The organism is Shewanella sp. MBTL60-007, assembly GCF_019654915.1.
Taxonomy (GTDB): domain Bacteria; phylum Pseudomonadota; class Gammaproteobacteria; order Enterobacterales; family Shewanellaceae; genus Shewanella.
Genome location: NZ_BPET01000026.1, coordinates 18,717 through 31,351 on the forward strand (window position 1 = coordinate 18,717; position 12,635 = coordinate 31,351).

Consider the following 12,635-nt stretch of genomic DNA (forward strand, 5'->3'; position numbering starts at 1 on the left):
AACAATGAGATCTTCAATTACGCCAAAGGCCAGCTACAAGGTAATGTCTTTCTGTAAGACAGTTATTGGTTTTGCATTAATCCTTGGTATGAGTCCGCATTCATTAGCTGCAAACCGATTAGTCGATGTTAAGTACCATGCGGTAGTTGATCACCAGCTAGAGCTACAGTTGGTATTTGAGAATGATATCCAAGAACCAGATATCGATCTTAAAGCTTCACCTGCGCAGATTATTCTAGGCTTTAATGACACGATTTCTGCATTAGAGAAGCAGACATTGCCGATAAAAACCGTTGGTGTAGAAACAGTAAGCACTGTACCCAATGGTAGTAATTTACAAGTTTTTGTCGGTCTTGATGATGTTAAACCGTATCAGGGCAAGGTTGTTGGTAATACTTATCGTTTAACGATTAATGATGAAATCGTGGATCAAAACTCAGGCATCGATAACGCCTTCGTTAACAGTATTGAAAATATTGATTTTCGCCGAACTCAAGACGGCGGTGGCGAGCTACTTGTTAAGTTAAATAATAGCTCTGTTGCTGCTAACGTAGAGCAGGTCGGCGCTAAGCTCGAGCTTAAGTTATATAACACTGAGATTAATAGCGACTTTTTATACGTGATGGATGTTTACGACTTTGCCACGCCAGTAAAGAGTTTTGAAACCTTTAAAGAGGATTTAACGGCCCGCTTCCTTATCGATATCGACGGTAACTATGACTATAACTATCAGCAAGATGGTGATTTATTTAAATTAACGATGAAGAAAGCAGAGCGCATGAATATCGTTAAGGAGGAGAAGAAGTATGATGGTCGCTCGCTATCACTAAACTTCCAGAATATTTCAGTGAGAACGGTGCTGCAGATCATTGCTGATTATAATAACTTCAACTTGGTTACCAGTGATACAGTTGAAGGCGATATTACGCTAAGGCTCGATGATGTGCCCTGGGATCAAGCGCTTGACCTTATTCTTCAGGCTAAAGGCTTAGATAAGCGTATCGAAGGTAATATCTTGATGATTGCGCCAAGCGAAGAGATCGCCATTCGTGAGAGCCAAGAGCTTAAGAATAAGCAGGAAGTGGAACAGCTTGCACCGCTTTATTCTGAATACCTGCAAATTAACTACGCGAAGGCGAAGGATATTGCGGTTCTGCTAAAAGGGGAAGGCTCTAGTTTGCTAACCAGCCGTGGCAGCGTCGCAGTCGACGAGCGTACCAACACTCTATTAGTTAAAGATACTGAGGAGACGCTAGAGAATGTTCATCGGTTAATTGAAGTGCTGGATATCCCAATTAAGCAAGTCTTGATTGAGGCCCGCATGGTAACGGTAAAAGATGATGTCTCAGAAGATCTTGGTGTGCGTTGGGGGATAACCGATCAACAAGGCAATAAAGGGACCTCGGGTAGCCTAGAAGGGGCGGGGGATATTGCCAACGGTATTATTCCGGGTTTGGATGATCGTTTAAACGTTAACTTGCCAGCAGCAGTGGCAAACCCGACAAGTATTGCGTTTCATGTAGCTAAACTTGCCGATGGTACCGTGCTAGATCTTGAGTTAAGCGCATTGGAGCAGGAAAATAAGGGTGAGATTATTGCGAGCCCGCGTATTACTACCTCTAATCAGAAGGCTGCATTCATTGAGCAAGGTGTTGAGATCCCTTATGTTGAGGCGAGCTCTAGTGGTGCAACAACTGTCACCTTTAAGAAGGCGGTGCTATCACTGCGTGTGACTCCGCAGATCACCCCTGATAATCGAGTGATTCTGGATCTTGAAATCACTCAAGACTCTCAGGGTAAAACTGTCGATACACCAACGGGGCAGGCGGTATCAATCGATACCCAGCGCATCGGTACCCAAGTGCTGGTGGACCATGGTGAAACGATTGTGCTGGGCGGGATCTACCAGCAGCAGCTTATTAGCCGAGTCAGTAAGGTTCCGATCTTAGGTGACATTCCTTATCTTGGATTTATGTTCAGAAACACCTCCGATAAGAATGAGCGTCAGGAGTTGTTAATTTTCGTAACGCCAAAGATCGTCTCTGAAGCGCTGTAAGCGAAAAGATATTTTTAAAGCCGGCGTAATTGACGCTGGCTTTGTCATTTTGGTCGATACATTTTTGATAGAAATGCATTACTCGCTTGCCATAGATGGCATTTAGCTGAGATAATCAGCGGTCAAGTCTCAATAGAGCAAGGTAACATTAAAGGTCAACTCACGTTATTTGGGTTGGCGTAGGCAAACTTCAATAAGATTCAGACGTATAAATCAATGGCCGAAAAACGTAATATTTTCCTAGTAGGCCCTATGGGGGCTGGTAAAAGCACTATAGGCCGTCATCTGGCGCAGATGCTGCACTTAGAGTTCCACGATTCAGATCAAGAAATTGAAAACCGCACAGGTGCTGATATCGCATGGGTTTTTGATGTTGAGGGTGAAGAGGGCTTCCGCAATCGCGAAACGCAGGTTGTTGCAGACTTAACCGAAAAGCAAGGTATTGTATTAGCAACTGGCGGCGGTTCGATTCAGAGCAAAGAGATCCGTAACAATCTTTCTGCACGCGGCATCGTTGTTTACCTTGAAACGACTATCGATAAGCAGGTTGCACGTACGCAAAGAGATAAGCGTCGTCCATTGCTACAGGTCGATGACCCAAGAGAAGTGCTAGAGAGTCTAGCCGAGGTGCGTAATCCTCTTTACGAAGAGATTGCTGACGTCATCGTTAAGACTGACGAGCAGAGCGCCAAAGTGGTTGCAAACCAAATTATTGAACAGTTAGGTTTTTAAGATATGACAAAGCAAGTTCTGGTTGAACTCGGAGAACGTAGTTATCCCATCGAAATTGGCCAGAACTTGTTTAGAAGTAGCGAGCTATTGGCTCGCTATCTTCAAGCTAAAAATATCCTTATTGTCACCAACGAAACGATAGCGCCTCTCTATCTAGAACAGGTAGAAGCTATGCTGTCGGATTTCGCGTGCGTCAAACCTGTCATTTTGCCAGATGGTGAGCAGTATAAAACCCTCGAGCAGATGAATGCGATTTTCACCTCATTGCTAGAGCAAAATCTTGGTCGAGATACGGTTTTGATCGCTCTTGGCGGTGGTGTTATTGGTGATATGACAGGTTTTGCTGCGGCCAGTTATCAGCGCGGTATCGATTTTATCCAGATCCCTACAACGCTTTTGTCTCAGGTTGATTCATCTGTTGGTGGCAAAACAGCAGTTAATCACCCGCTAGGTAAAAACATGATAGGTGCCTTCTATCAACCTAAGTGCGTGTTAATTGATACTAACTGCTTGAGTACATTGCCTAAGCGTGAATTTGCAGCGGGTATGGCCGAGGTGATTAAGTACGGCATTATTTGGGATGCAGACTTTTTCCAATGGCTTGAGAACAATGTTGAAGCATTGAAGGTACTGGATAAAGATGCGCTTGAGTATGCGATTAGTCGCTGCTGTGAAATCAAGGCGGAAGTAGTCGAGAAAGATGAAACCGAGCAGGCCGTGCGGGCATTGCTAAATCTTGGTCATACCTTTGGTCACGCTATAGAAGCCGAAATGGGCTATGGAGTTTGGCTACACGGTGAAGCCGTTTCTGCTGGCACAGTCCTTGCTGCAATAACCTCAAATAAGCTTGGGCTAGTGGATGAGTCAATTGTTTGTCGTATTACAGCACTGTTAGCGGCATTCGACCTACCCACAATAGCTCCTGAAACAATGAATTTTGAACAATTCATTAAGCATATGCGCCGAGACAAGAAGGTACTCAAAGGGCAGTTACGATTGGTGTTACCCAAAGGCATTGGCCTTGCAGGGATCTACAGCGATGTATCCGATGAGTTACTGGAAGAGGTTATCAACTGCGCATAGTTATGTTGCAGGTGATTGGTGAACGCTAAACTCATTATAGAGAATCAAAACCTTACTTCTCCTTTTCAGGCTATCAATGTGTTGCATAGCCGAGAATTTTTGTGCCTTAAAATTAAGGTATTAGAGCTTCTATCTGATGGGAGCAACTTTTAGATGTCGTTTTCAGATTCAACCCTATTACCCAGCCAAGAATCTCTGTTGCATCGCTTGTTACATATCAGCCTGTATGGCGAACAGCTAATGGTGCTCACAGGAGAAGATGGCGCAGGCAAAACCACGCTCGTTACGGCTTTACTCAATGAGCTCGAGCGGCATAGCTCGGCTTTTGTTATCTGTCCAAAACATTGTGATAGTGCCGAGATCCGGCGTAAGGTGTTGGTTCAGTTACTCAGCGATCCTGTTTTTGACGACGAGATCCCGTTACCAGAGAGTCTGCTTCGTGTGGTGGATTCCCTACCCGCGGCTAGCTGCATTGTGCTCGATGACGCCCATCTTTTACCTCTTGAGATCTGGGCTGAGTGCATCGTACTCAGTCAGATGAATTTGGGGAATAAGTCAGTCAAGGTTGTTATGACCTCACCCATGGCATTTTTTGATGACGTGGCCGCCCAGCTCCCCGAGTCACTATTAGAGCAAGTTCTCCCAATTCATATTGAGCCCTTAGAGCAAGTGGAACGAGAAGGTTTGTATTACACACTGCTAAGCCGCAGTGAGCAGCAACCTTTTACTCCTAGAGACATAGTTAAAAATCGTTTGGAAGTACAGCGCGGGACGCCGAAAGAGGTGGTTGATCTGCTTGAACTAGCGCTTAATGGTGATGAGCAACAAGAGCCGAAAAACTCTCGACTCAGAACTATAGTGTCAGCCTCATTTCTTATTGTCACTGTTTTACTAATTAGTTGGTTACTGCTAGATGGTGAAGTCGATAAGAAAACCTCAGTTTCGAGTGAAGTTAAGTTTGCTATCGATGCTAAAGCGAGTTCCGATTCAGATAGCCGTTTTCTTGTTGAGTATGGCGAGCAGTTATTAGCAGGTTACTCAAGGGGCACTGATTCACAATCAATGCAAGGCACTAAGCTGCAAGAATCTGAGCGGGTAGAAGATGAAGAGATTGTCGTTAACGGTATTGAGCCTGTTGCGACATATAAAGTTAAGCCCATTGCGACTTTTACCTCTGAAACTGAGGAGCAAAAGCCTCAGGAGTCACAGTCCCGTAGCGACAGTAAACAAGCTGTAGTCACAAAGACAAAAGCTGTACAAGCGAGTTCGTTGAGCAGGCCAACCCAAGGTTACACACTGCAACTTGCGAGTGTTAAGCAGCTAGATTCGCTTTATAAAATGTTAGCGACCCTTAAGGATATACCTGAGGTGAGGGTTGCACGCTATAAGCAGCGTTGGGTCGTGCTATTTGGTGAATTTAACAGCGCTCAAGTTGCTAAACAGCAAGCGGCGTTGTTAACGACAAAAACCGGAATTTCAGACCCTTGGATCCGCGCTTGGCAAAATCTTAATGAATATGAGCTACAAGATGTACTACCAAGTCGTGAAATTCAATAATAAACAGAGTACAATCATCAGCTCTCTTTTTTTCACAGTGTTCAATCAATTTAAATGATTAAAAAACAAAGGGCCTTTTTGAAGTGGGCTGGCGGAAAATTTAAACTGATTGAAGCCTTAGCTGAGTACCTGCCTGAAGGCGAACGTCTGGTTGAACCCTTTGTGGGCGCAGGCTCGGTGTTCCTCAATACTAATTACAGCCGCTATCTGCTATGCGATATTAATCAAGATTTGATTAACCTATACAAGATAGTGCAAAAAGAGCCCGATAGATATATCGAAGCTGCAAAGGCGCTTTTCGTTCCTGAAATGAACGACAAGGAAGCTTACTATAAGATCCGTGCGGCTTTTAATGCGACCAAAGATCCCTTTACGCGCTCAGTATATTTTCTTTATATGAATCGTCATGGTTTTAACGGCCTGTGCCGTTATAACCGTAAAGGTGGCTTTAACGTGCCATTTGGTTCATATAAAAAACCTTATTTCCCAGAGAAAGAGATCCGAGCATTCTCGCTTAAGGCGCAAAATGCCGAGTTTCATTGTATCGGTTATGAGCAAGCGATAGATATGACTCAATCTGGAGATGTGGTGTATTGCGATCCGCCTTATGCGCCATTATCGACAACCGCTAGCTTTACCACATATGTGGGCAGTGGCTTCTCGCTAGACGATCAGGCTCTACTAGCCAGACACGCACGTCATACCGCGATTGAGCGGGGTATTCCTGTGTTGATCAGTAATCATGATATTCCTTTAACGCGAGAGCTATATCATGGTGCGCGTTTTGGTACGATACAAGTGCAACGTAATATTAGTCAGAAGGGAAGCGGCCGCAAGAAGGTCGATGAGTTGATGGCCTTGTATGATGATTCCTATCACAGCGAAAATGACTAACTTAGCTCGTGTTTATTCTCGTTAATCAAGCTAGTACTTGATTAACAATAAGCAGAAGCATAACCACGAACACCATCGCCAGTATTATGCCCATAATGATAAAGGCAAGGGGTGATGAGGTTTGAAAATCTCTAATACGATTTTGTTCTGTTTGCACACCAAAGAATGCAGATAAAGTGCTCGAGAGTATTTGCCAGAAACGCCGTAGCATCTAACCTATTACTTGCCGTTTAGTGGAGTATTTTTACTGATAGGTGCACTTTCGTGACCATATAGCAGCTCAAATAGATCGATAAAGTGTAGCTGATTAGTGTGGCTCTTACCGGTTAACCAGCTTTTCCAGCTCAGATCGTGAGACTGATTTGCGCAGCGGTTGCTCGGGTGGCTTGCGGGGAGACTCGGGTTATATTGACTATTAGCACTGTCACAAGCACAAGCCGCGTTTGCTGTTGTTTCAGTAGGCGCAGATGACAAGGCAAGCGTTACAATTGCAGAAGTAGCAAGCGCAAGAATAGCAGTTGATTTTATCACTGCTCTGTTCTGAGTTAATCCTTTCATCGCCCCTCCTTTTTCGCCTAGTCGAACTAGTATAGCAAAGCCGTCTATATTTTAAACATTTTTTACATTTTAATCCTATTTTGCTAACCGAATGAAATATTTTACCCCAGCTAATTACCTGAAATGCGCTCAAGGGTGTAGAGGGCTATGGCTGCAACAGGTAGAATAGCGTACTTCTTAAACATTCAGGTGAGTTCGATATGCGTCCATTTTTGATTGCTCCTTCTATTTTATCTGCTGATTTTGCTCGTTTAGGTGAAGATGTCGATGCGGTATTAAACGCAGGGGCTGATGTGGTTCATTTTGATGTGATGGATAATCATTATGTACCAAATCTAACGATTGGCCCTATGGTCTGTCAGGCACTGCGTAACTATGGTGTGACCGCAGATATCGATGTACATTTGATGGTTAAGCCTGTCGATCGTATCATTCCTGATTTTGCCAAAGCTGGCGCATCGATTATTACTTTCCACCCTGAAGCCTCCGAACATGTGGATCGCACTCTACAGTTGATTAAAGAGTCGGGTTGTAAAGCGGGACTCGTGCTAAACCCTGCAACGCCGCTGCATTATCTTGACCACGTGATGGACAAGCTAGACGTTATTTTGTTGATGTCGGTCAACCCAGGTTTTGGTGGGCAGTCATTTATCCCGTCTACTTTAGATAAGTTACGTCAGGTGCGTAAGCTTATCGATGACAGTGGCTATGACATTCGCCTGCAAGTCGATGGTGGCGTTAAGGTCGATAACATTGCTGAGATTGCTGCGGCCGGTGCTGATATGTTTGTTGCGGGTTCTGCTATTTTCAATTGCCCTGACTATAAAGCAGTGATCGATGAGATGCGTGCAGAGCTTGCAAGCGTCGAGGCGTAGCCGATGAACAAGTTTAGTCAAATTAAAGCGGTAGCATTTGACTTAGACGGCACGCTTATCGACAGCGTGCCCGATCTTGCTGCAGCCACACGCGCAACTCTAGCAGAGCTTGAGCTGCCACAATGTAGTGATGAGCAGGTGCGTAGCTGGGTTGGTAATGGTGCGCAGATGCTAATGCGAAGAGCACTCTCTTTTGCACTCAACGCTCAGGTGAGCGAAGAGCAGTTAGAAGCTTGCATGCCACGCTTTATGCATTTTTATAAGCTGAACCTAGAGAAACACAGCGTTCTTTACGCTGGAGTTGAAACGGTATTATCACAGCTTAAGCAAGCGGGCTACCCCCTAGCAATCGTGACCAACAAGCCTTATGAATTTACCGTCCCATTATTGAAAGCATTCAATATTGACGGTTATTTTAGTCTAGTGCTTGGTGGGGACTCATTGTCTAAGATGAAGCCTGATCCGCTACCGCTGCAGCATATTTTGCATGAGTGGCAGCTAGAAACTGAGCAGTTGCTGATGGTGGGTGACTCAAAGAACGATATATTAGCGGCAAAAGCGGCTAAGGTAGCCTCTGTGGGCTTGACCTACGGCTATAACTACGGTGAAGATATTGGGCTAAGCGGCCCAGATGCCGTATGTGAACAATTTAGTGAAATAACCGCGCTACTCAGTCAGTGCGATAAAGCAACGGAGCAATAAACAAAATGACGACACCCCTAACGAAACCAGTAGTTCTAAGCGGTGCTCAGCCATCAGGCGAGCTAACCATCGGCAACTATATGGGCGCGTTACGTCAGTGGGTTGCGATGCAAGATAGTCATGATTGCCTTTATTGCGTCGTTGACCTGCATGCGATCACTGTCAGACAAGATCCAGTTAAATTACGTGAAGCCTGTCTTGATACTCTAGCGCTGTACTTGGCTTGTGGTGTTGATCCAAAGAAGAGCACGGTATTTATCCAGTCACAGGTGCCACAGCACACACAACTTGGTTGGGCATTAAACTGTTACACCCAGATGGGTGAACTAAACCGCATGACGCAGTTTAAGGATAAGTCGCAAAAGCACGCTAACAACATCAACGTTGGCCTATTTGGCTACCCAGTGCTGATGGCAGCTGACATTCTGCTTTATCAAGCGAACGAGATCCCAGTGGGTCAAGATCAGAAGCAGCACCTAGAGCTTACTCGTGATATCGCGACTCGCTTCAACAACGCCTATGGTGAGACTTTCGTGATCCCTGAGCCATTCATCCCTGAGCACGGCGCTAAGGTTATGTCACTACAAGATCCGCTGAAGAAGATGTCTAAGTCTGACGATAACCGTAATAACGTTATCGGCCTACTAGAAGATCCAAAGGCGATCATGAAGAAGATTAAGAAGGCGATGACCGACAGTGAAGAGCCGCCAGTAGTGCGTTTTGACGTTGCTGAAAAACCAGGTGTATCAAACTTACTAAGCTTGATGTCTGGTTGTACTGGTCAGTCGATTGCCAGCATCGAAGCCGAGTTTGAAGGTAAGATGTATGGTCACTTGAAAGTGGCAACGGGTGAGGCGGTTGTTGGTATGCTTGAGCCGCTACAGCAGCGCTTTAAAGAGTACCGTGCAGACCAAGCCTTCTTGAATCAAGTGATGAAAGATGGTGCTGAGAAAGCACAGGCGCGTGCCGAAGTCACACTTAAGAGCGTATACGAGAAGATCGGTCTTATCGTTTAACTCTATATGCTTAACAAGAAAGCCAGCATTGTTTGCTGGCTTTTTTATTGGCTTAGTTTTATGGGCTTAGTTTTGTTGGCTTAACCAAGCTACAAATGCGGCGATAGCAGGCTCTTTTAGGCGTCGCTGCTTGCAGCTGAAGTAGAACTCAAAGCCCGTTAAAATATCCGGTAGATCTAGCTCCACCAACAGCCCCCTTTCAATATCAGCTTGCACCATAAAGTCCGATGCTAGTGCAATTCCTTGCCCAGCAATAGCGGCTTCAATAGCCATTAATACATGGCTAAAAACATGCTGTTGTTGCTCCGGAGCAAGAGTTAAGTTGTTCGCGACAAACCATCTGTCCCAGTCTAAGCCTAATGGCCCTTCGTCGACGGTAAGCAGTGGATGAGCCATTAATTCGTTAAGAGGTGGGCTTTCTGCTGTTAGCAGACTTGGGCTGATGACCGGAATTAGGCGCTCCTTATGCAAAGACTGATGGTAATAACCCAGCTGACCACTTTGTCCTGTGATAAACATATCTGCAACGCTATCACTTAGCTCGGGATCATCGGCTATCATATCGAGGCGAATTTTTATTTGTGGATGTTGGCGCCGAAAGTCGCTGAGCCGTGGGATCAGCCATTTGATTGCAAATGAGCTATAAACCGCTAGCCGCAGTTGATCATTACTGTCGCCACTGATCTGCATACTTAAATCGCTAAGTTCGTTGAAGATCCGTTCCAGTTCCCGATATAACAACTCCCCTTTAACTGTGAGTCGAAGCTGTCGTCCTTCTCGTTTAAACAGGCGCTCACCATAGTGCTCTTCAAGCTGCTTTACCTGATGAGATACCGCACTTTGGGTAATGCAAAGCTCGGTGGCCGCACGGGAGAAATGTGACTGTCTGGCAGCAGCCTCAAAAACCTGTAAAGCCCTAAGTGGTGGTAGTTTGCGCATGTCCGCAGCCTTAAGTATGAATTTAATAGGTGATCTCAATCATAGTATTAATTTAATTCATGATTGGCGAAAAAACATCATTTTAGTTTAGGTTTTGCGGGCGATATCATGCGCTCAAATTCAGTTGTACTGTGGAATAGCAGATGAAATCTAATGTCATGATCGCCATGGCAATCCTAATTTTTGGCAACCTTTTTAGTGCGCTTTATGATGTCTCTATTAAGTGGATGCCAGAAGATAGTAACGCCGCGACTTTCCTATTAATTAGGCAGATATTGTCGGTATTGATGTTAATGCCGCTATGGTTTTACGCAAAGCGACCTACGACTAAATATCTGAAGGTGCATTTCTTTCGCTCTAATACCGGTGCGTTGGGAGCGGTGTGCTTGATCATGGGCTTGATGTCACTGCCGATGGCTACCGTTAGTTCGTTATTTTTCTCGGCACCACTGATGATAGTCCTGATGGGCTCAATCTTTTTGAAAGAAAAAGTCACTCCGACTCAATGGCTTGCGACTATTTTGGGCTTTATCGGTATTTTGATTCTGCTGCGCCCCAGCGAAATTAACTGGTTCGGTATTGCTGTGCTAATCTCGGCATTTACCTTTGCCCTGAATCAGCTGGCACTGCGCAAGCTACCTGATACAGAGAACCCCAGTGTGACGCTTATGCTGTATAACCTGCTCAGCATTCCACTCACCTTGGTTATGGTGTTGGTTCAGGGTTTTGAGGGCATAAGTTGGGGCTTAATCGGCATAGCGGCACTGAGTAATAGCTTCCTGTTGGCCTATCACTGGCTATGTGTGCTGGCTTATCGTAAGGCCGAGGCGAGCCAAATCGCGATTGCTGAGTATACCGGACTACTATTTTGCGTGTTGTTTGGCTGGTTGCTGTTTGATGAGTGGTTAGATGGATTAAGCTGGATAGGTGCAGGCTTTATTGTGTTGCCATCTTTGATTATCCCATGGATAACGGCTCGAATTGCTTATTTAAGACCAAAAAAAATCATCGAGCAAAAGGCTGGATGATTCTTCTCACTGCTGGTGGCATATCGTTTACAGGCTAAGAGTCTGTGTATTCGAACACCTTAATGACTTTACGTACGCCAGCAGTATTTCGAGCGACCTCAACAGCTAAATCTGCCTGTGCTCGCTCAACATAGCCAATCAAAAACACCTCACCGTTTTCGGTAACGACCTTGATATTGGTGACATCCAAACCCTTCTCATTGAGCATGCGACCCTTTACCTTGGTAGTGATCCAAGTGTCGTTACTGCGGGTGGTAAATGAGGTCGGATTACCGATACGGATCTGATTATGGATTTTTCCGCCAATTTTCAGCTCTTTTACTACACGAATGGCTTTATCTCTTAGCATCGAATTTGGCGCCTGACCAATCATCAATACGTTGGAGTTCATGACTATGCCGCTAATATTGGCTTGGTTTTTTAAATCGTCATGAGAAGCCAATGCGCTAGAGACGTTAAAGTCGGCATTGGTGTCATCAATCTGGGTCTTAAAGCTACGCTCGTCATTAACCATCATTGCACCGCCGACCGCGCCGACCATAATGGCTCCAGCGCAGCCTTGCAGCATTAACATAATAGCGATTAATGGGAGCAGTGCTCTCATGCCTGCTCGTCCTGTGGGAAGAGTGTGCGGTCGATGTTGTCACATAGGCAGTGAATCGCTAGCAGGTGAACTTCCTGAATGCGTGCCGTTACGTTAGAAGGTACACGAATTTCAACATCATTGACGCTCAGTAGGCCTGCCATCGCGCCGCCATCTTTACCGGTTAGTGACACAATCGTCATGTCACGGCTCAATGCCGCTTCCATCGCCTTGATGACGTTACCAGAGTTACCACTGGTTGAAATCGCTAACAGAATATCGCCTGGTTGGCCTAGTGCCATGATCTGTTTAGAGAAGATCTCATCATAGCTGTAATCGTTAGCAATCGCAGTGATAGTCGAGGTATCGCAACTAAGGGCGATAGCCGGAAGTGGTGGACGCTCAATTTCATAGCGGTTTAATAGTTCAGCCGAAAAGTGCTGTGCATCGCCAGCGCTACCACCATTACCACAAGCTAGGATCTTGTTGCCGCCCAGTAGGCAGTTAACCATCATCTCAGCAGCTTTTGCGATTGACTCAGGTAGGGCTTCAGATGCATCAATCTTAGTTTGAATTGATTCCGTAAAGCTGTCTTTTATGCGTTCTAACATG

Annotated in this window: 14 protein-coding genes; 9 read left to right on the forward strand and 5 right to left on the reverse strand. The window is 45.3% G+C overall.

Annotated features, from left to right (window positions below; translation table 11 throughout):
* Positions 1 to 4: 4 nt before the first annotated feature.
* The 5 genes from K5Q92_RS11500 to K5Q92_RS11520 all read left to right on the forward strand — a co-directional run bounded on the left by K5Q92_RS11500 (position 5) and on the right by K5Q92_RS11520 (position 6,322).
* The gene (locus tag K5Q92_RS11500) at positions 5 to 2,056 is read left to right on the forward strand and encodes a type IV pilus secretin PilQ (RefSeq protein ID WP_220769146.1); all 2,052 of its coding nucleotides are present in this window, start codon (positions 5 to 7) and stop codon (positions 2,054 to 2,056) included.
* Positions 2,057 to 2,272: 216 nt separating this feature from the next.
* Positions 2,273 to 2,788: a shikimate kinase AroK gene (aroK, locus tag K5Q92_RS11505; protein ID WP_202723319.1), complete on the forward strand. Its 516-nt coding sequence runs from the start codon at positions 2,273 to 2,275 to the stop codon at positions 2,786 to 2,788.
* 3 nt (positions 2,789 to 2,791) lie between these two features.
* Positions 2,792 to 3,871 (forward strand): 3-dehydroquinate synthase, encoded by a 1,080-nt coding sequence (gene aroB / locus K5Q92_RS11510; protein WP_220769147.1) that lies wholly within the window; start codon positions 2,792 to 2,794, stop codon positions 3,869 to 3,871.
* Between the two features lie 153 nt (positions 3,872 to 4,024).
* Positions 4,025 to 5,428, forward strand: a complete 1,404-nt coding sequence (locus K5Q92_RS11515) for an AAA family ATPase (RefSeq protein WP_220769148.1) — start codon at positions 4,025 to 4,027, stop codon at positions 5,426 to 5,428.
* Between the two features lie 54 nt (positions 5,429 to 5,482).
* Positions 5,483 to 6,322 carry a Dam family site-specific DNA-(adenine-N6)-methyltransferase gene (locus tag K5Q92_RS11520; protein ID WP_220769149.1) on the forward strand — a complete coding sequence of 280 codons (840 nt, stop codon included), beginning with the start codon at positions 5,483 to 5,485 and terminating at the stop codon, positions 6,320 to 6,322.
* Between the two features lie 25 nt (positions 6,323 to 6,347).
* Here the strand turns inward: K5Q92_RS11520 and K5Q92_RS11525 are convergent, their stop codons facing one another.
* Together K5Q92_RS11525 and K5Q92_RS11530 are read right to left on the reverse strand one after the other, a co-directional pair.
* The gene (locus K5Q92_RS11525) at positions 6,348 to 6,533 is read right to left on the reverse strand and encodes a DUF2970 domain-containing protein (RefSeq protein WP_220769150.1); all 186 of its coding nucleotides are present in this window, start codon (positions 6,531 to 6,533) and stop codon (positions 6,348 to 6,350) included.
* An 8-nt stretch (positions 6,534 to 6,541) separates the two neighbouring features.
* Entirely contained in the window at positions 6,542 to 6,880 is a 339-nt protein-coding gene (locus K5Q92_RS11530) for a hypothetical protein (RefSeq protein ID WP_220769151.1), read from the reverse strand.
* Between the two features lie 200 nt (positions 6,881 to 7,080).
* Between K5Q92_RS11530 and rpe the strand changes: the two genes are divergently transcribed.
* Genes rpe through trpS form a run of 3 tightly spaced genes read left to right on the forward strand, consistent with a single transcriptional unit; the run spans position 7,081 to position 9,473 of the window.
* Positions 7,081 to 7,755 (forward strand): ribulose-phosphate 3-epimerase, encoded by a 675-nt coding sequence (gene rpe, locus K5Q92_RS11535; protein WP_220769152.1) that lies wholly within the window; start codon positions 7,081 to 7,083, stop codon positions 7,753 to 7,755.
* Positions 7,756 to 7,758: 3 nt separating this feature from the next.
* Positions 7,759 to 8,457 (forward strand): phosphoglycolate phosphatase, encoded by a 699-nt coding sequence (locus tag K5Q92_RS11540; protein ID WP_220769153.1) that lies wholly within the window; start codon positions 7,759 to 7,761, stop codon positions 8,455 to 8,457.
* A gap of 5 nt (positions 8,458 to 8,462) precedes the next feature.
* On the forward strand, positions 8,463 to 9,473 hold the full coding sequence (trpS, locus tag K5Q92_RS11545; protein ID WP_220769154.1) for a tryptophan--tRNA ligase: 1,011 nt from the start codon (positions 8,463 to 8,465) through the stop codon (positions 9,471 to 9,473).
* Positions 9,474 to 9,539: 66 nt separating this feature from the next.
* On the opposite strand, the gene K5Q92_RS11550 is transcribed toward trpS, so the two are convergent.
* Positions 9,540 to 10,412 carry a LysR substrate-binding domain-containing protein gene (locus K5Q92_RS11550; RefSeq protein WP_220769155.1) on the reverse strand — a complete coding sequence of 291 codons (873 nt, stop codon included), beginning with the start codon at positions 10,410 to 10,412 and terminating at the stop codon, positions 9,540 to 9,542.
* A 143-nt stretch (positions 10,413 to 10,555) separates the two neighbouring features.
* On the opposite strand from K5Q92_RS11550, the gene K5Q92_RS11555 reads away from it, so the two are divergent.
* Positions 10,556 to 11,440, forward strand: coding sequence for a DMT family transporter (locus tag K5Q92_RS11555; RefSeq protein WP_220769156.1), 885 nt, complete (start codon positions 10,556 to 10,558; stop codon positions 11,438 to 11,440).
* A 34-nt stretch (positions 11,441 to 11,474) separates the two neighbouring features.
* Here K5Q92_RS11555 and K5Q92_RS11560 read toward each other — a convergent pair whose 3' ends face one another.
* Together K5Q92_RS11560 and K5Q92_RS11565 are read right to left on the reverse strand one after the other, a co-directional pair.
* Positions 11,475 to 12,044: a BON domain-containing protein gene (locus tag K5Q92_RS11560; RefSeq protein ID WP_220769157.1), complete on the reverse strand. Its 570-nt coding sequence runs from the start codon at positions 12,042 to 12,044 to the stop codon at positions 11,475 to 11,477.
* Positions 12,041 to 12,634, reverse strand: coding sequence for a phosphoheptose isomerase (locus tag K5Q92_RS11565; protein WP_012153519.1), 594 nt, complete (start codon positions 12,632 to 12,634; stop codon positions 12,041 to 12,043). Before K5Q92_RS11565 ends, K5Q92_RS11560 begins: the two co-directional genes overlap by 4 nt.
* Between the last annotated feature and the right edge of the window lies 1 nt (position 12,635).

Excerpts from the sequence above, each read along its gene's own strand:
- K5Q92_RS11500 (WP_220769146.1), top strand. The coding sequence starts at position 5 with ATGAGATCTTCAATTACGCCAAAGGCCAGCTACAAGGTAATGTCTTTC.
- aroK (WP_202723319.1), top strand. The coding sequence starts at position 2,273 with ATGGCCGAAAAACGTAATATTTTCCTAGTAGGCCCTATGGGGGCTGGT.
- aroB (WP_220769147.1), top strand. The coding sequence starts at position 2,792 with ATGACAAAGCAAGTTCTGGTTGAACTCGGAGAACGTAGTTATCCCATC.
- K5Q92_RS11515 (WP_220769148.1), top strand. The coding sequence starts at position 4,025 with ATGTCGTTTTCAGATTCAACCCTATTACCCAGCCAAGAATCTCTGTTG.
- K5Q92_RS11520 (WP_220769149.1), top strand. The coding sequence starts at position 5,483 with ATGATTAAAAAACAAAGGGCCTTTTTGAAGTGGGCTGGCGGAAAATTT.
- K5Q92_RS11525 (WP_220769150.1), bottom strand. The coding sequence starts at position 6,533 with ATGCTACGGCGTTTCTGGCAAATACTCTCGAGCACTTTATCTGCATTC.
- K5Q92_RS11530 (WP_220769151.1), bottom strand. The coding sequence starts at position 6,880 with ATGAAAGGATTAACTCAGAACAGAGCAGTGATAAAATCAACTGCTATT.
- rpe (WP_220769152.1), top strand. The coding sequence starts at position 7,081 with ATGCGTCCATTTTTGATTGCTCCTTCTATTTTATCTGCTGATTTTGCT.
- K5Q92_RS11540 (WP_220769153.1), top strand. The coding sequence starts at position 7,759 with ATGAACAAGTTTAGTCAAATTAAAGCGGTAGCATTTGACTTAGACGGC.
- trpS (WP_220769154.1), top strand. The coding sequence starts at position 8,463 with ATGACGACACCCCTAACGAAACCAGTAGTTCTAAGCGGTGCTCAGCCA.
- K5Q92_RS11550 (WP_220769155.1), bottom strand. The coding sequence starts at position 10,412 with ATGCGCAAACTACCACCACTTAGGGCTTTACAGGTTTTTGAGGCTGCT.
- K5Q92_RS11555 (WP_220769156.1), top strand. The coding sequence starts at position 10,556 with ATGAAATCTAATGTCATGATCGCCATGGCAATCCTAATTTTTGGCAAC.
- K5Q92_RS11560 (WP_220769157.1), bottom strand. The coding sequence starts at position 12,044 with ATGAGAGCACTGCTCCCATTAATCGCTATTATGTTAATGCTGCAAGGC.
- K5Q92_RS11565 (WP_012153519.1), bottom strand. The coding sequence starts at position 12,634 with ATGTTAGAACGCATAAAAGACAGCTTTACGGAATCAATTCAAACTAAG.